Below are 17,742 nucleotides of genomic sequence, written 5' to 3'. Positions count from 1 at the left end.
TAAAAGAAACACAATGCGACTATTTTATTTGGTAGAACTGTGAGGATAGAAAAGCAGAAGTATTGCTTGAATTTTTGTTTTACTTTTTGATTTTAAATTTAGTTGACTAACGGTTGCTGTTCTGGTAAGCTAGTACTGTTGTAATTGTGGACTCCACAGCTACAACCGCTCAGAACAAGTAATAAGCACAGCATATGCTGTCACTTCGGATGGCGAGTCTAAGTATATCAGAAGGAGGTGCTTTATAGCATGTACGCAATTATTAAAACTGGTGGTAAACAAGTAAAAGTTGAAGTGGGACAAGCAATCTATGTTGAAAAACTTGACGTTGAAGCAGGAGAAAAAGTTGTTTTTGACGAAGTTATCTTAGTAGGCGGCGAATCTACAAAAGTAGGCGCTCCAACTGTTGCAGGTGCAACTGTTGAAGGTACTGTTGAAAAACACGGCAAACAAAAGAAAGTCGTTACTTTCAAATACAAACCTAAAAAACATTCACACCGTAAACAAGGTCATCGTCAACCATATACAAAAGTGGTTATCGACGCGATCAACGCTTAATAGCGTTTGAGAAAGAAGGCCTATATATGATCAAAGGAACATTTAAGCGAAATGACGCAGGTCAGATCGTTTCATTCACTTTGACCGGGCATGCTGATGCTGGTCCTTATGGAAGTGATATCGTTTGTGCGGGTGTTTCTGCGTTAGCGATCAGCACTGTCAACGGGATTGCCTCATTAGCCGGTTTTGAGCCGATTGTTGAAATGAATGAAGAAGAAGGCGGTTATCTTTATACCGAAGTCACTTCAGGAATGACACAAGAACAAAACAATATTGCTGAGATTCTATTAGAAAATCTTTTATTAGGATTACAATCGATAGAAGCTGAAAACTCAGAATATATCCAAATTAAAACAATTAATGATAAATAGGAGGTGCAGACCATGTTGTTATCTATGAATCTACAATTATTTGCCCACAAAAAAGGTGGCGGTTCTACATCTAACGGCCGTGACTCAGAATCAAAACGTCTAGGTGCTAAACGTGCTGATGGACAAACAGTTACAGGTGGATCAATTCTTTACCGTCAACGCGGTACAAAAATCTATCCAGGTGTAAACGTGGGTATCGGTGGAGACGACACTTTATTTGCAAAAGTTGATGGCGTAGTACGTTTCGAACGTAAAGGCCGTAACAAAAAACAAGTGTCTGTTTATCCAGTAGCTCAAGAAGCTTAATTGAATCTTATGATTAAAGAGGTTGTGACAAGACTTTTGTCACAGCCTTTTTTGTTTATAAAAATAAAAGTTGTAGTGGAGGCTACGAAGTTTACTTTGTCTTTTTACACTTAATATTTTTTTGCCAATTTGGAATCAGGATGTTTTGATAACTATCGTTTTCAATTGATGGAAGCTATATTGTTTGCTATCAGTGAAATAATTATATGGTAAACAGTGTTCTTTTTCTTGTTTCCATTATAAAAATCGTATCGGGATTTTTCGTTCTTTTAAATTGAACATTTCTATCTATCCGCGTGTTATCAACAAAACAAAATCAGGTAAATAGTTGACGAAACAGAAATAAATACATAGTATTATGTTTTGAAGCCTAAGTACAACAGTCTATAGAAAAGGAGCGATACCATTGGCAAAACGCATTGACCGAATTTATATGTATGTCAAAGAAAAAACCGCTCATTTAACAAAGGCAGAATATGATCAAGGAGTAACAACACAGGAAATTGCTGAAGTGTTAGGGATTCAGCGAACAAATAGCAGTAAAGATCTGAATCAGCTAGTGCGCGAAGGAAAACTGATAAAGACAGACGGACGACCAGTACGTTACATATATCAAACACTCGTTACGCACGTAAAGCCAGTTACAAAACATGTAGTCAGTTACAAAGAAACGCCGGTCTCTGAAGAAAAAAATACACTCCAAATAGATACTAAGGATATCTTTGCAAAAATCATTGGAGCTAACGGCAGCATGAAAAATTCAGTGGAACAGGCAAAAGCTGCGATTTTGTATCCGCCAAGAGGATTAAATTGTTTGATTACAGGACCTACCGGATCAGGAAAGACTTATTTTGCACACGCGATGTATCATTTTGCAAAAGCGCATCATGTAATAGATGAGGAAACGGAACTGATTGTTTTCAATTGTGCTGATTATGCCAATAACCCTGAGCTTTTGATGAGTCATTTATTTGGGTACGCAAAAGGTGCTTTTACAGGCGCAGATGAAGAAAAAATGGGGATTATCGATCAAGCGGATGGCGGTATGCTGTTTTTGGATGAGATTCACCGGTTGCCGCCTGAAGGTCAAGAAATGATCTTTTACTTTATGGATCATGGAACTTACAGTCGTCTTGGGGAAACAACGAAATCCCATGAAGCAAATGTACGGATCGTAGGTGCGACCACAGAAGACCCAGGTTCTTCTCTATTAGAAACTTTTGTTCGGCGTATCCCAATCAATATCAAACTTCCGGCTTTTGAAAAACGTCCTGCAAATGAGAAAGTCGATTTAGTAAAAATCATGATTGCCCACGAAGCAAACCGCACGCAGCGAAAGATTTCTTTGACAGAAGATGTAGCAAAAGCATTGATCGGCAGTGTGACCTATGGAAATATAGGACAATTGAAGTCAAATATCCAGTTAGTATGTGCACGAGGATTTCTAAATCATATGCAATCACCCGAAATCTCGATCACAATCGATGATTTGACAGAAGGGATTCGTAGCGGATTGATTCAATTAGCAAGCAACCGCAGTGCAATGGCAGAGCTTTCTAAAATATTGGAGCCAAAGATAACTGTAGCACCAAATGATACGATCATGAAAATCCAATCGGACTCCTATGAGTTACCTTATAATCTATATGATATCATCGGAGATAAAGCAGCTTTACTGAAGTCGGATGGTTTGGATCAAGAAGCAATCAATCATTTCATTTCTACAGATATCAACATCCATCTGAAGTCTTTCTATAAAGACCATGGTTTTTCTTTTAATGCAGACAGCAAATTAGCAGAATTTGTAGATCCGAAAATCATAGAAGTGACCAATCAGATTTATGTAATGGTCAAAAGATCTTTACCATATGAGTTTCAGCAAAACTTTATTTATGCTATGAGCTTGCATATCAGTTCTTTTTTGAAAAAAATCAACTTAGGAGAAGAACGGCATACGAATGATAACATCCGTGAGATGGCTTTTGATTTTCCAGATGAATATGCTGTTGCGAAAGAAGTGCGTAGTTATATCGAAACGTATTTTCAAGTGGAGATTCCAGAAAGTGAAGACTATTACTTGACCGTTCTACTCGTCTCGTTACGGGCAAATCAAGCAAGCGGCAGAATCGGTGTAGTCGTTGCAGCTCACGGAAACAGCACAGCAAGCAGTATGGTCCAAGTTGTCCAACAGTTGTTAGATGCAGAGAACGTACGAGCAGTAGACATGCCTTTGGATATGGATCCGAAAACAGCATTGGACCGAATTGAACGCAATGTACAAGAAGTAGATGAAGGAAGCGGGGTCATACTCTTAGTAGATATGGGGTCCCTTGCGTCGTTTAATTCGCAAATTCAAAGAGACACTGGAATTCCAGTACGTACTGTTGATATGGTAACAACTTCTCTAGTTTTGGAAACTGTACGAAAGGTCTCAGTATTAGGGACAGATCTAGATATGTTGCATGAATCATTGAAAAATTTTCGAGGTTACGCAGAAATATCTTCTGTAGAATCTGTTCAGGAAGCAAAACCTATTCATAAGAAAAAAGCTGTTTTGGCTATCTGCGCATCTGGCGAAGGTACAGCACAAAGAATCAAAGAATTGATTGAACGAGCGGTAAACAAGCGTCAAGAAACAGAATTAGAAGTTCTAGCTTTGTCGATTGTGGAAGTGAAAGAAGAACTGCCAGTTATCCAAAAAGAATATCAGATCATAGCTACTACTGGGATTACTGATTTGAATATCCAAGCCCCATTTATTCCTTTAGAACGTTTTATTGATCAAAATATCGAAGTCATTTTGGATCAGTTGCTGATGGAATCAGAATTGGAGGAAACTGAATTCATCTCCCTAGATGAAGAGTCAGCTAAAAATACGTGTGTTGAGTTTATCTCTGATAACTTCATCTTTATTAATGGTAGTAAGTTAATCGATCCAATGTGGCAATTTTCTACACAAATCTCTCAGACGACGGGAATCGGCGATGAAGAATATGGATTCAAAATCAACCTAGTGATGCACACAGCAGGAATGATCGAACGTATTATTCGGAATGAACCATTGACTGTGGAAGAAAACGAATTGACAAATACAACGAATGATCCTCTTTATAGCCAATTGGCAGCCTCAGTTGTTCTGTTGGAAGATCAGATAAAAGTAAAAGTGCCGATAGAAGAAATGTATTATCTGCTACGTCTAGTCCATAATCAGTTAGATAAAAAAGAATACACTGTGTCATGAATACACAAAAACGATACACTTTTATAGTGTATCGTTTTTGTGTATTGGTTAAGAATCCTTTAAATTCAATTAGTGTATCGTAAAAAAGTTGGCACGCTTTTTGCTTATAGTAGTGTGTGCTAGGAGGTGGTTGTTCACACAGAAATGATAGGGGTTTCTGTGAAGTAGTGAGGAAGAAGGAGTTTTGCAGATGGATATTCGATTGGCACGTATAGATGATCGTTTAATCCACGGGCAAGTCGCAACAGTTTGGTCGAAGCAAACAGGTGTTGAACGTATCATTGTGATCAGCGATGTAGTCGCTCAAGATAAATTGAGAAAGTTTCTACTAAAAGAAGCTGCACCGCCGGGGATCACAGCAAATGTAATAACCGTGCAGAAAATGATTCAAATCTATCATAGTGGATTATTATCACGAGCAAAAGTGATGCTTTTATTCACCAATCCCCAAGATGTTGAAGCGGTTGTCCGCTGCGGTGTACAGTTGAAGTCGTTGAATATCGGCGGTATGAGTTTTACTGAAGGCAAATCAATGATTACCAATTTTGTTTCAGTAAATCAACAAGATATTGATTCCTTTCGTTACTTGAACAGTCAAGAAGTGGAGTTAGAGATTCGAAAAGTACCTGCTGACAGGAAAATCCTTTTGATGGAACTACTAGCGAAAATCAAAAAGGTGTAGCAAGAATGGTTGTTGGAAAAGGTCAAATAATTCTGTTGTAATGGTTAGCAATTATTAATATTTTTGAATTTGTTACAACAAAAGTAAATAGGAGGTATAAATATGGTAGGGATTATCCTAGCAAGTCATGGACAATTTGCTGAAGGAATCTTACAATCCGGTTCAATGATCTTTGGCGAACAAGAAAACGTCAAAGCCGTGATTTTGAAACCAAGTGAAGGTCCAGATGACTTGAGAGCCAAATTGGAAGAAGCGGTTGCTTCTTTTGATAATCAAGACGAAGTGTTATTCTTAGTTGATTTATGGGGCGGAACACCGTTCAATCAATCAAACACATTATTCGAAGAGCACAAAGATAAATGGGCAATCGTCAGCGGTTTGAATTTACCAATGTTGATTGAAGCCTACGCATCACGCTTTTCAATGGAATCTGCTCATGAAATTGCAGCACACATCATTGAAACAGCAAAAGACGGTGTAAAAGTAAAACCGGAAGAATTAGAACCGGCAGAAGCACCGAAAGCAGCAGTTGAAGACGCACAACCTAAAGGAGCACTTCCAGAAGGAACTGTGGTCGGAGACGGAAAAATCAAATATGTATTAGCACGTGTTGACTCACGTCTGTTACATGGACAAGTTGCGACAGCTTGGACAAAAGCAGTGCAACCAAACCGTATTATCGTTGTTTCAGATGCAGTATCAAAGGATGATCTGCGTAAGAGACTAATCGAACAAGCTGCTCCTCCAGGTGTAAAAGCAAATGTTATTCCTATTAGCAAAATGATCGAAGTAGCAAAAGACCCTCGTTTTGGAAATACCAAAGCATTGCTTTTATTTGAAAATCCTGAAGACGTATTGACAGCTGTTGAAGGTGGCGTAGACATCAAAGAATTAAATGTTGGGTCAATGGCGCATTCGGTTGGTAAAGTCGTTGTAAGTAAAGTATTGTCTATGGGACAAGAAGACGTTGAAGCGTTTGAGAAGCTTGAACAAAAAGGTGTGAAATTCGATGTACGTAAAGTACCTAATGATTCACGCGATAACATGGATGATATTTTGAAAAAAGCAAAAGCTGAATTAGCAAAAGCGTAATAAATAATATTAAAATTTATAGGAGGCTTATCATGTCTATTATTTCAATAATTTTAGTCGTATTAGTTGCCTTTCTAGCTGGTATGGAAGGTATTCTTGATGAATTTCAATTTCATCAACCACTAGTGGCATGTACATTGATCGGTTTAGTTACCGGTAACCTCGAAGCTGGTATCGTACTTGGCGGTACGCTTCAGATGATCGCTTTAGGTTGGGCAAATATCGGTGCCGCTGTAGCACCAGATGCTGCATTAGCATCAGTAGCATCAGCAATTATTTTAGTTTTAGGTGGACAAGGTGTTAAAGGTGTTCCTTCTGCGATCGCGATTGCCGTTCCTTTGGCTGTTGCAGGGTTGTTCTTAACAATGATCGTACGTACAATCGCTGTTCCAATCGTTCATTTGATGGATGCGGCTGCTGAAGAAGGAAACATCCGTAAGGTTGAAATGTGGCACATCATTGCTGTATGTTTACAAGGGGTTCGTATCGCGGTCCCAGCAGCAGCGTTGCTATTTATCCCAGCACAAACTGTGCAATCATTCCTTGAATCAATGCCAGCATGGTTAACAGATGGTATGGCTATCGGTGGGGGAATGGTCGTAGCTGTAGGTTACGCTTTGGTAATCAACATGATGGCTACAAAAGAAGTATGGCCATTCTTCGTTATTGGTTTCGTTGTAGCTGCAATTTCTCAATTAACATTGATTGCTCTAGGTGCTTTAGGTGTTGCATTAGCTCTTATTTACTTGAACCTTTCTAAAATGGGTGGTTCATCAAATAATGGAGGCGGAAGCAACTCTGGTGACCCTTTAGGCGACATTTTGAATGACTATTAATCTTGAAGGAGGAAAATAAAATGGCAGAAGAAAAAATCAAATTATCAAAAAAAGATCGTTTAGCTGTTGCGTGGCGCTCTACCTTCATTCAAGGTTCATGGAACTACGAACGTATGCAAAACGGTGGCTGGGCATTTTCTATGATTCCAGCAATCAAAAAATTATACAAAACAAAAGAAGAACGTTCTGCAGCATTAAAACGTCACTTGGAATTCTTTAATACACACCCATACATTGCTTCTCCAATTTTAGGGGTTACATTGGCTCTGGAAGAAGAACGTGCGAATGGCGCGCCTGTTGATGATGTAGCGATTCAAGGGGTTAAAGTAGGTATGATGGGTCCTTTAGCTGGTGTTGGTGACCCAGTGTTCTGGTTTACAGTACGTCCAATGCTAGGTGCACTAGGTGCTTCATTAGCTATGGGAGGAAATATCCTTGGACCAATCATCTTCTTCTTAGGTTGGAACATTATTCGTTGGGCATTCATGTGGTATACACAAGAATTTGGCTACAAAGCTGGTTCTAAAATTACTGATGACCTTTCTGGCGGATTGTTACAAGACGTAACAAAAGGTGCTTCAATTTTAGGGATGTTCGTATTAGCTGCCCTTGTACAAAGATGGGTATCAATCAAATTCTTACCAGTTGTATCAACTGTAAAATTAGATAAAGGTGCTTACATCGAATGGGATAAATTGCCTTCAGGTGGTGAAGGAATCAAGAGTGCATTTGAACAAGTTAATAATGGCTTAGCCCTTTCTCCTGAAAAGGTAACAACATTACAAGACAACTTAGACCAATTGATTCCTGGTTTAGCTGCATTAGGATTAACATTGTTATGTATGTGGTTGCTTAAGAAAAAGGTTTCTCCAATCGTTATCATCCTTGGTTTATTCGTAGTCGGTGTTGTTGGACACGTCATCGGACTTTTATAATCCATAAAAATATAGCTCGGGCGTTGTCCCGAGCTTTTTTTATATAGTATACTGTTCATAAACAAATATCTGGAGGGAGAAAATGGTTCAATCAATCAATACAAAAGTAGACTTGGTAATTGATGCTACTTCGTTTACGGGTCTGACAGATTACGGGCAAATCATGATAGGTGATAATGGTTTTGAGTTTTACCATGCGCGAGATAGACGCAAATATATCCAAATTCCATGGGAAGAAGTGGATTATGTACTAGCATCAGTCATGCTAAAGGGAAAATGGATTCCTCGATATGCCATTCAAACGAAAAAAAATGGTACATACACATTTTCTTCCAAAGAACCTAAAAAAGTGCTTCGTGCGATCAGAGAATATGTAGATGAAGATAGAATGGTACAATCATTGAGTTTCTTTGATGTAGTGAAACGTGGTATTCGTAGTATGTTTAAACGCAAGTAAAAAATAAAGAAAACTTCTAAGAGGAGGTTTTCTTTATTTTTTTACTTTGCAGAAGAAAATATGAAATAGCAAAACCAATTATTTGTCCCCTTTAAATCCCATATGCTAAAATTGATTAGCAAAGAAGGAGGTTATATTATGAGTTGGTTATGGACATTGATTGTTGGAGCCGTGATCGGAGCAATTGCAGGTGCGATCACCAGTAAAGGAAATTCGATGGGCTGTGTAACGAATATCATTGCTGGACTAGTCGGTTCAAGTATTGGACAAGCGATTTTCGGCGAATGGGGACCAAAAGCTGCAGGTATGGCACTTATTCCATCTATTTTAGGCGCAGTGATTTTGGTAGCAGTTGTCTCATTTTTCTTTGGAAAACGATCATAAGTTTTTACAAAATAGTAAACTAAAAGGAGTTGCAGCGAGACTGTGACTCCTTTTTGGCTTTATTTATTTAAAATAAAAAGAAGTTTTCCGGAAATTTTTATTTAACTGTCGTGTACGAAGAAAAGTTTGCTATAATGGAAAAAAGCGTGCAAAGAAAGAGGGAGTTTCATTATGATGCTACGTGTAGAAAAATTGCGCAAAAAAATGCAAGAAGAAAATTTGGATTCATTTTTGGTTACCAGTCCGTACAATCTTCGTTACTTAACGAACTTTACAGGTACGACAGGATTAGCTGTTATTACTTTGGAAAAAGCATTTTTTATTACTGATTTTCGTTATACCGAGCAGGCGGCAGCGCAGGCTCAAGGATTTGAAATTATTAAAAATGTCGGACCTATTTTTGATGAGGTAGCAAACTTAGTACGCAAAGAAGAACTGCACTCATTAGCTTTTGAGGAAACAACAGTCTCATTTTTAGAATATTCGGTTTTAGAAGAAATCATCGATGCGGAATTAGTACCTGTTTCACAGATGATCGAAGAACTCAGAGAAGTGAAAGATGAAGAAGAAATCGCTATTATCGAAAAAGCATGTCATATTGCGGATATGGCATATGATCACATCCTGAAAATGATCCAACCGGGCATGACTGAGATTGAAGTCGCAAATCAACTAGACTTTTATATGCGTTCTCTTGGCGCTTCAGGTGTTTCTTTTGATACGATCGTTGCTAGCGGATTGCGTTCGGCTATGCCGCATGGTGTAGCAAGCAAAAAAATCATCGAACAAGGCGACTTGATCACATTGGACTTTGGTTGCTATTACGAAGGGTACGTTTCCGATATGACACGTACATTCGCTATTGGTGATCCTGGGGAAAAATTAAAAGAAATTTATCAAATAGTCTTAGATGCTCAATTAGCAGTTATTGATGCTGCAAAACCAGGAATGACTGGTGTCCAATTAGATGCAGTTGCTAGAGATTATATTTCAAAACATGGTTACGGGGAAGCATTTGGACATTCTACAGGACATGGGATCGGTTTAGAGATCCACGAAGGACCAAACGTTTCTTCTCGTGCAGAAAAGCAATTTGTACCAGGAAATGTGATCACTGATGAACCAGGGATCTACTTACCAGGAATCGGTGGAGTACGTATTGAGGATGACTTGTTGATCACAGAAGATGGAAATCGTGTGTTGACTCGTTCACCAAAAGAATTGATCATCTTATAGTTTCATCAATAGAAGAAGTAAGCGTAAAAATCAGTGTTCACAGACTTTGTTATAGAAAATCACTCGATTTAATGATACACTATAGAAGAACTTTTAAGCTGTAAGAGATAATAAAGTTGGGTGTTTTCTCCAATTCATAGCAGTTTGCAGCTGATCGGCGGCAGTTTTCTTACCACGTGATCACTATGCCGCATCATAGAGAATTCGGATGTATCTCGTGCTTAGGCAAAGGGAGGAATAAATAAATGGCAGATGAAAAAAATTTGATTTTAAACGCAAACCAAGATTTAGGAGAGATCGTGATCGCTCCTGAAGTCATCGAAGTAATTATCGGGATTGCAGCTTCTAAAGTAGAAGGCGTATACGGAATGCGCGGAACTTTTGCCAGCAATGTCACTGAATTATTAGGACGTGCAGCTCACGGAAAAGGTGTTTACTTAGCAAACGAGGAAGATGGCTTGAAAGTAGATCTTTACTGTTATCTAGAATATGGTGTTTCAGTTCCTAAAGTAGCAATGGAAATGCAGGAACGGGTCAGCCAGCAAGTCCTTTTCATGACGGATATCGATTTATCTGAAGTCAATATCCATGTAGTAGCTGTTGTTCCTGAAAAATTAGAACAACCAACAATCGAAGAACTTTTTGAAGACGAAGAGGAAGAGAATGAATAAAGAATTATCAAGACACGAGATTCGGGAAATGGCATTGCAGGCTTTATTTCCATTAGACTTCAATGCAGACCTAACAAAAGAAGATGCGATTTTCAACGCAATCGAATTAGACCACCGCGACATGATCAACGAAGATGAATCAGAGTTTGTTCCTGTTTATCTTGATACGCTAGTTGGCGGTGTCTGTGCAAAAAAAGATGAATTGGATAAAGTGATTGAAAAACATTTAAAAAACAATTGGCACATCAATCGGATCTCAAAAATGGATTTGGTGATCTTGCGTATCGCGATTTTTGAAATGACTTATGTGACAGATGTACCAGCGGCTGTTGCTTTAAATGAAGCAATCGAGTTGGCAAAAACATTTAGTGATGACCGTTCACGTAAATTCGTCAACGGTGTTTTATCCAATGTATTGAAAGAATTAGAAGCTGGGGCGTAAGTCCTAGCTTTTTTCTATGAATCATCATAAACCTGTTATAAATCGGGAAAATTCTATGGTAGAATGAAAACACAAAAAATATCTGGGAGTGGTTAGATGGCAGAATTGATTAACGGAAAAGAATTAGCTGAAAAAATGCAGGCAGAGATTGCTGAAAAAATCCAAAAATTGAAAGATAATGGTATCCATCCCGGATTAGTCGTTTTATTGGTAGGGGAAAATCCAGCCAGCCAAATCTATGTAAGAAATAAAGAACGTGTAGCAAAAGAAATCGGAATCCATTCATTGGTAGAGCGTTATCCTGAGACGATTTCTGAAGACGAACTACTTGCAGAAATTGAAAAATACAATCAAGATCCTAGTTTTCATGGTATATTGGTCCAATTACCATTGCCAAAGCATATAGATGAAGAAAAGATCCTGTTAGCTATCCGCCCTGAAAAAGACGTAGACGGTTTTCATCCGATGAATTTAGGCAGACTCCTTGCGGGTAAACCGGACAAGATTCCTTGTACTCCATACGGCATCATGAAAATGTTTGAAGCTTATTCTATCGATCCGGCGGGTAAACGAGCAGTAGTTATCGGACGAAGCAATATCGTCGGTAAACCGATGGCTCAGCTACTCTTGATGGCAGATGCAACTGTTACTGTTGCTCATTCTAAAACCGAAAATCTGGCTGAACTGGCACAAGAAGCAGATATTTTAGTCGTAGCAATAGGACGTGGACATTTTGTCACAAAAGAATTCGTAAAACCAGGTGCTGTAGTGATAGATGTAGGGATGAACCGTGATGCTAACGGTAAGCTGATCGGTGATGTGAAATTTGATGAAGTGGAGCCTATTGCAGGCTGGATCACTCCTGTGCCAAAGGGTGTAGGGCCAATGACTATCACGATGCTGATGTATCAAACCGTAAAATCTGCCGAAGCTTTTGGAGCAGGTGAATAGATGGCACAAGAATATTTAACTGTCACTACATTAACGAAGTATTTGAAAAGAAAATTTGATGCCGATCCTTATTTAGAACGCGTATATTTAACAGGCGAAATATCGAATTTCCGTTTACGTGCCAATGCCCATCAATATTTCAGCTTAAAAGATGACCATGCAAAAATATCTGCTATTATGTTCAAAGGAGCATTCCAAAAATTACGATTCCAGCCAAAAGAAGGAATGAAAGTCCTTGTCGTTGGGCGTATTTCATTATATGAAGCGGGAGGTTCTTATCAAATCTATGTAGAGCACATGGAGCCTGATGGAATAGGTGCTTTATATCAAGAATTGGAAGAACGAAAAGAAAAGCTGATGAAGGAAGGCCTTTTTCAAGGGCCTAAAAAAATGCTGCCACGTTTCCCAAAGCGAATCGCGGTCCTTACCAGTCCAAGCGGAGCGGTTATCCGCGATATCATCACGACGGTGAAAAGAAGATATCCAATTGTCCAATTGGTTTTGTTCCCAACAGTTGTACAAGGAAACCAAGCAGCGGACAATGTTGTCAGGAATATCCAGAGAGTAGAAGAGATGGGCAATTTCGATACAATGATCATCGGTCGTGGGGGTGGTTCGATTGAGGATTTATGGCCGTTTAATGAAGAGCGGGTTGCTCGGGCGATTTATCAAGCTAATACGCCGGTGATTTCATCTGTAGGACATGAAACAGATACCACGATCGCTGATTTAGTAGCAGATGTTCGGGCTGCCACTCCAACAGCAGCTGCAGAATTAGCTGTTCCTGTTTTGTCAGAAGAGTTGATGCGCATTCAAGAACGGCAAGCTAGATTGCAGCAGGCGTTTGTACGCCAGATCCAGCGCAAACAAGAACGGTTCGAGCGTGCTCGACGTTCCTATGTATTTCGGCAGCCTGAAAGATTGTATGAAGGTCAGACCATCAAATTAGACCAGTTGAAACAGCGATTATATCAAGCTACACAGCAAATTTATCATGCGAAAGAAAAACAAACGATCGCATTAAGCCACCAATTGGAACAAGTGGCTCCGCTTTATCGAGTTAAAGCAGCTCGCCAAGAAACTGCTTATCTAGAAAAACGCTTAGAAGAGAAAATCCAACAATATATGAAACAACAGCAGCAGCGTTTTGCTCAAGCTGTTCAATCTCTTGATTTGTTGAGTCCATTGAAAATCATGGGAAGAGGCTACAGCTATACGACGTTAAATGATCAAGTAGTAAAAAGTGTCTCCGAGATTCATCAAGGGGATTTGCTGACGATCCATTATCAAGATGGAATCGTTAAAGGACAAGTACAAGAGATAGACAAAGGAGAATAAAAATATGGAAAATCCAACTTTTGAAGAGTCACTGCAAGAATTAGAAAAAATTGTCATGCAGTTAGAACAAGGAGACGTTCCATTAGAATCAGCTCTAGATTCGTTTAAACGAGGAATGGAATTAAGCAAACATTGCCAAGATACATTAGCTAAAGCAGAAGAGACCTTGACGAAAATGATGACAGAATCAAATGAAGAAGTTGATTTTGACGGAAACGAGGAAAGCTGAGATGAGATTAACTGACTTTTCAGCTATTCATCTACCTGCTGTAGAAAAAGAAATCTTGTCTTTTTTAGATGAGCATACAACGGATAGTGGACTCTATGATGCGATGAGTTATTCAGTGAAAGCAGGCGGGAAAAGAATACGTCCCTTATTACTTTTAACGGCCGTTGCTTCCTTTGATGAGCCTATTGATGTTCCCGTCTATCAAGTAGCAGCTGCTTTAGAAATGGTGCATACGTATTCCTTGATCCACGATGATTTGCCTGCGATGGACAATGATGATCTTCGTAGAGGAAAACCTACCAATCATAAAGTATTCGGCGAAGCATTAGCTATATTGGCCGGAGATGGTTTGCTTACAGGAGCATTCCAGCTAATCAGTATGGCACACTTAGGTAATTCTCCTAAGCTTCTGCTGCTTCAGCAATTAGCTGTTTGTGCGGGATCACAAGGTATGGTTGCTGGGCAAGCTGCAGATATCGAGGGCGAATCGAAAAAGCTTTCTTTAGAAGAATTAGCATTTATTCATGAAAGAAAGACAGGGCATTTGATTCGTTATGCCTTGCTGGCTGGTGGCATATTAGCGAAGCAACCTGAAGAAATCTTATTGCTACTTCAACGATTAGCCGAACATTTAGGTTTAGCTTTTCAGATAAGAGATGATCTACTCGATGTGATTGGTACAACGAAAACATTAGGGAAAACAGCTGGTAAAGATGAACGTATGGAAAAAAATACTTACCCGCGTTTATTAGGCCTAGAAAAGACACGTGAGGCGTTGGAGATTGAGCTGTTATCCGCCAACAAGATCATAGACAAATTAGAAGAGGACGTTTTTTCTTTTGATGGCGGGCTGATGCGCCAGATGATCAAGCAATTTGATGTGGAGAAATGAGGGAAAGAATGGAAAAAGAACGCGTAGATGTATTAGCGGTCAAACAAGGATTATTTGAAACAAGAGAACAAGCCAAACGTTCAGTTATGGCTGGTTTGATTTACAACGAAAAAAACGAGCGGTTTGATAAACCGGGAGAAAAAATTCCAGTGAGTAGTGAATTAAGAGTCAAAGGTAAAAAACTTCCTTATGTTTCTCGGGGTGGATTAAAATTAGAAAAAGCACTCAAAGCATTTGATCTATCTGTTGAAGGAAAAACATTGTTAGATATTGGTGCTTCCACTGGCGGATTTACTGATGCAGCTTTGCAAAATGGCGCAAAAATGAGTTATGCTTTAGACGTTGGCTACAATCAGCTAGCTTGGAAAATAAGACAAGATCCTAGAGTCGTCGTAATGGAAAGAGTGAATTTTCGTTATGCAAAACCCGAAGACTTTACCTTAGGAATTCCAGAAGTTGCTGTTATCGATGTTTCTTTTATTTCACTAAAACTGATGCTGCCTCCATTACATGCTATTTTAAAAGAAGAGGGAGAAGTGATTGCCTTAATCAAACCCCAATTCGAAGCAGGCAGAGAAGCTGTAGGGAAAAACGGAATTGTTCGTGACCCTCAGACCCATCAAAAAGTTTTAGAAGACATTTTGTCATTTGCGGCACAAGGTGGATATGATGTGCTGGAATTAAGTTATTCTCCGATCACGGGGGGAGAAGGAAATATCGAGTTCTTGGCTCACTTGAGGAAAGTACCCGAAAGCGGAACAATCAATTCAGCTATTAATATGGCAGAAGTGGTTTCAAATGCACACGAACAGTTTGACCATAAATAAATTGTAACTGTGAAAATCAAGTGAGAAGTATGCGGATTCTTCTTTATTATACCAAGGAAATAAGCTATCATTGATTAAGAAGAATATGCTAAGGAGCGAAGACGTAATGAGAAAAAAAGATCGGCATCGTTTGATTACTCGATTGTTGAGTGAGCAAGATATCCGAAAGCAGGAAGAATTTGTTGAAATCCTGAAAAGCAAAGGAATATCTGTTACTCAAGCTACGATTTCCAGAGATATAAAGGAACTGAAACTGATCAAGGTACCGGCTTCAGATGGCGGCTACCGTTATAGCATACCAGCTGAAACAAACGAAGATGTAAATACTAAATTGGAAAAACTATTAAAAGACGCTTTCGTGGCAGTTGACCAAATGGAAAAATTTGTTATTTTGAAAACATTGCCGGGAAATGCTTCGGCAGCAGCAAATTTGATTGATAAACGTTACAAGAAAGAATTATTTTCGATTATCAATGATGACGATAATGTTTTGATGATTACACGAACTGAAGACCAGGCAGTTTTATTGAAGAAAGACTTCCTGCATTACCTTTAAGTTGAGGAGCGAATGTGATGCTACAAGAAATCAGTATTACTAACTTTGCGATTATTCCGGAATTGCGGCTTTCTTTTCACGAAGGAATGACCGCGCTGACCGGAGAGACTGGTGCGGGTAAATCCATTATTATCGATGCTTTAGGTCTGTTAGCAGGAGGAAGAGGTTCAAGCGATTATATACGTCAAGGAGCAGAAAAATGTGTGCTTGAAGGGTTGTTTGAACTACCAAAACAAGAAGGATTCTCTGAACTGATGGATGAATTAGGGATCGAAACAGATGAGGACAATCTGATTGTTCGACGGGATATGTCCTTAACTGGAAAAAATGTTTGTCGAGTGAATGGTCATATCATCACATTAGCTAATTTAAGAAGAATCGGCAGTTATTTAGTAGATATCCAAGGACAAAACGAACATCAGGAACTGCTCCAGCCTGAATCACATCTTGCTTTATTGGATCGTTTTGGAGATGTAGCTTTCCAACAGAAGAAAAAGAGTTATCAGCAAGAATATATCTCTTATCGTGAGCTGGAAAAAAGGGTACGAAAAGTGCAGCAAAATGAAAAATCCTATGTTCAGAGAATAGATATGCTCCATTTCCAGCAAGAAGAAATAGCTGCTGCTGATTTGCAAGTCGGAGAAGAAGAGAAATTAAAAGAAGAAAGAGAAAAACTTAGCAATTATCAAAAAATTGCTGATGGATTAGCTGCAGGTTACGGAGCACTGACGAATAATGAACAAAACAGTGTAGATGGTGTTGGCTTGGCCGTTTCAGAACTGCAAGGGATCGCCCATCTAGATGTGGAGTATGAAGCAATTTATGAAAATATCCAAAGTGCTTACTATTTGCTGCAAGATGCAATCGGCGATATGAGTCGTCAGATTGATTTATTGGAGTTAGATGAGAGTCGTTTAGAAGAAGTGACGCAACGTTTAGAATTAATCCGACAGTTGAAACGTAAATACGGCGAATCCATTGAGTCAATATTGGCTTACTATGACGAAATCACCGAAGAGCTAGCTTCTTCTGATTTTTCAGAAGGTCAATTGGACAAAATGAAAGAGGAACTAGAGCAAAAAGAGCTTCTACTTCAGCAACAAGCCGCAGATCTTCATGAAGCGCGTAAAAAAATCGCAAAAGAATTGGAAAAATCCATTCTGCATGAATTGAAAAGTCTGTATATGGAAAACACTGAGTTTGAGGTACGTTTCTTAAAAGAAGAAAATAGACAATTGAATCATGATGGATTTGACCAAATCGAATTTTACATTACGACCAATCCAGGAGAGCCACTGAAGCCTTTGGTGAAAGTCGCTTCTGGTGGCGAACTGTCTCGGATGTTGCTTGCTTTGAAAACTATTTTTTCTTCTGAGCAAGGTGTGACAAGTATTATTTTTGATGAAGTGGATACAGGTGTGAGCGGAAGAGTTGCACAAGCCATCGCAGATAAAATTTCTCAAATATCGAAATACTCTCAAGTTTTGTGCATCACTCATCTGCCTCAAGTTGCTGCAGTCGCCGACTATCAATATTATATTGTGAAAGCAGTGATTGATGGACGTACGCAAACTTCTGTTTCAGAGTTGAAAACAAAAGAAAGAGAAGAAGAAATTGCACGTATGCTGGCTGGAAGTGAGATTACAAAACTCACACTCGAACATGCAAAAGAACTATTGAAACTCGCAAAAAGGACCTGAGCCACCTCGCAGTGGTTCAGGTCCTTTTCAGCAGCTGA

The 17,742-nt window shown here is 39.1% G+C and carries 20 protein-coding genes and 1 other annotated feature; all 20 genes read left to right on the top strand.

The window, feature by feature from the left end; translation table 11 throughout:
• Positions 1 to 153: 153 nt before the first annotated feature.
• Positions 154 to 230 (top strand) — a sequence feature (ribosomal protein L21 leader region).
• Positions 231 to 249: 19 nt separating this feature from the next.
• The 20 genes from rplU to recN all read left to right on the top strand — a co-directional run bounded on the left by rplU (position 250) and on the right by recN (position 17,704).
• The gene (gene rplU, locus IGL70_RS09405; protein ID WP_002289450.1) at positions 250 to 558 is read left to right on the top strand and encodes a 50S ribosomal protein L21; all 309 of its coding nucleotides are present in this window, start codon (positions 250 to 252) and stop codon (positions 556 to 558) included.
• A gap of 26 nt (positions 559 to 584) precedes the next feature.
• Positions 585 to 929: a ribosomal-processing cysteine protease Prp gene (locus IGL70_RS09400; protein ID WP_002289451.1), complete on the top strand. Its 345-nt coding sequence runs from the start codon at positions 585 to 587 to the stop codon at positions 927 to 929.
• 12 nt (positions 930 to 941) lie between these two features.
• A complete protein-coding gene (gene rpmA, locus IGL70_RS09395; protein WP_002289452.1) occupies positions 942 to 1,235 on the top strand; it encodes a 50S ribosomal protein L27 in 294 nt (97 codons plus the stop codon).
• Positions 1,236 to 1,668: 433 nt separating this feature from the next.
• On the top strand, positions 1,669 to 4,476 hold the full coding sequence (locus tag IGL70_RS09390; protein WP_181042709.1) for a sigma 54-interacting transcriptional regulator: 2,808 nt from the start codon (positions 1,669 to 1,671) through the stop codon (positions 4,474 to 4,476).
• A gap of 190 nt (positions 4,477 to 4,666) precedes the next feature.
• Positions 4,667 to 5,158, top strand: coding sequence for a mannose/fructose/sorbose PTS transporter subunit IIB (locus IGL70_RS09385; protein ID WP_002289455.1), 492 nt, complete (start codon positions 4,667 to 4,669; stop codon positions 5,156 to 5,158).
• Between the two features lie 102 nt (positions 5,159 to 5,260).
• A complete protein-coding gene (locus tag IGL70_RS09380) occupies positions 5,261 to 6,250 on the top strand; it encodes a mannose/fructose/sorbose PTS transporter subunit IIB (RefSeq protein WP_002289456.1) in 990 nt (329 codons plus the stop codon).
• A gap of 32 nt (positions 6,251 to 6,282) precedes the next feature.
• Positions 6,283 to 7,086, top strand: a complete 804-nt coding sequence (locus IGL70_RS09375) for a PTS mannose/fructose/sorbose transporter subunit IIC (protein WP_002294546.1) — start codon at positions 6,283 to 6,285, stop codon at positions 7,084 to 7,086.
• A gap of 20 nt (positions 7,087 to 7,106) precedes the next feature.
• A complete protein-coding gene (locus IGL70_RS09370) occupies positions 7,107 to 8,021 on the top strand; it encodes a PTS system mannose/fructose/sorbose family transporter subunit IID (RefSeq protein WP_002286670.1) in 915 nt (304 codons plus the stop codon).
• 82 nt (positions 8,022 to 8,103) lie between these two features.
• The gene (locus tag IGL70_RS09365; RefSeq protein ID WP_002286668.1) at positions 8,104 to 8,478 is read left to right on the top strand and encodes a DUF956 family protein; all 375 of its coding nucleotides are present in this window, start codon (positions 8,104 to 8,106) and stop codon (positions 8,476 to 8,478) included.
• A gap of 138 nt (positions 8,479 to 8,616) precedes the next feature.
• Positions 8,617 to 8,862, top strand: coding sequence for a GlsB/YeaQ/YmgE family stress response membrane protein (locus tag IGL70_RS09360; protein WP_002286666.1), 246 nt, complete (start codon positions 8,617 to 8,619; stop codon positions 8,860 to 8,862).
• Positions 8,863 to 9,033: 171 nt separating this feature from the next.
• Complete coding sequence (locus IGL70_RS09355) at positions 9,034 to 10,098, top strand: M24 family metallopeptidase (RefSeq protein ID WP_002286665.1); 1,065 nt, start codon at positions 9,034 to 9,036, stop codon at positions 10,096 to 10,098.
• A gap of 245 nt (positions 10,099 to 10,343) precedes the next feature.
• Positions 10,344 to 10,769: an Asp23/Gls24 family envelope stress response protein gene (locus IGL70_RS09350; protein ID WP_002286664.1), complete on the top strand. Its 426-nt coding sequence runs from the start codon at positions 10,344 to 10,346 to the stop codon at positions 10,767 to 10,769.
• Complete coding sequence (gene nusB / locus IGL70_RS09345) at positions 10,762 to 11,211, top strand: transcription antitermination factor NusB (RefSeq protein WP_002286662.1); 450 nt, start codon at positions 10,762 to 10,764, stop codon at positions 11,209 to 11,211. The genes IGL70_RS09350 and nusB overlap by 8 nt, the downstream gene beginning before the upstream one ends.
• A gap of 96 nt (positions 11,212 to 11,307) precedes the next feature.
• Entirely contained in the window at positions 11,308 to 12,162 is an 855-nt protein-coding gene (locus IGL70_RS09340) for a bifunctional methylenetetrahydrofolate dehydrogenase/methenyltetrahydrofolate cyclohydrolase (protein ID WP_002286660.1), read from the top strand.
• The gene (gene xseA, locus IGL70_RS09335) at positions 12,163 to 13,500 is read left to right on the top strand and encodes an exodeoxyribonuclease VII large subunit (protein ID WP_002294545.1); all 1,338 of its coding nucleotides are present in this window, start codon (positions 12,163 to 12,165) and stop codon (positions 13,498 to 13,500) included.
• Positions 13,501 to 13,504: 4 nt separating this feature from the next.
• A complete protein-coding gene (locus tag IGL70_RS09330; RefSeq protein ID WP_002286657.1) occupies positions 13,505 to 13,729 on the top strand; it encodes an exodeoxyribonuclease VII small subunit in 225 nt (74 codons plus the stop codon).
• A 1-nt stretch (position 13,730) separates the two neighbouring features.
• Complete coding sequence (locus IGL70_RS09325; protein ID WP_010728499.1) at positions 13,731 to 14,621, top strand: polyprenyl synthetase family protein; 891 nt, start codon at positions 13,731 to 13,733, stop codon at positions 14,619 to 14,621.
• Between the two features lie 8 nt (positions 14,622 to 14,629).
• Positions 14,630 to 15,448 (top strand): TlyA family RNA methyltransferase, encoded by an 819-nt coding sequence (locus IGL70_RS09320; RefSeq protein WP_002286655.1) that lies wholly within the window; start codon positions 14,630 to 14,632, stop codon positions 15,446 to 15,448.
• Positions 15,449 to 15,554: 106 nt separating this feature from the next.
• Positions 15,555 to 16,004, top strand: coding sequence for an arginine repressor (locus tag IGL70_RS09315; RefSeq protein ID WP_002286653.1), 450 nt, complete (start codon positions 15,555 to 15,557; stop codon positions 16,002 to 16,004).
• Positions 16,005 to 16,021: 17 nt separating this feature from the next.
• Positions 16,022 to 17,704, top strand: a complete 1,683-nt coding sequence (recN, locus tag IGL70_RS09310; protein WP_104873853.1) for a DNA repair protein RecN — start codon at positions 16,022 to 16,024, stop codon at positions 17,702 to 17,704.
• Positions 17,705 to 17,742 lie beyond the last annotated feature (38 nt).

This window comes from Enterococcus sp. DIV0901a, assembly GCF_051711525.1.
Lineage (GTDB): Bacteria > Bacillota > Bacilli > Lactobacillales > Enterococcaceae > Enterococcus_B > Enterococcus_B faecium.
This window is presented reverse-complemented; position numbering and strand designations above follow the sequence as displayed.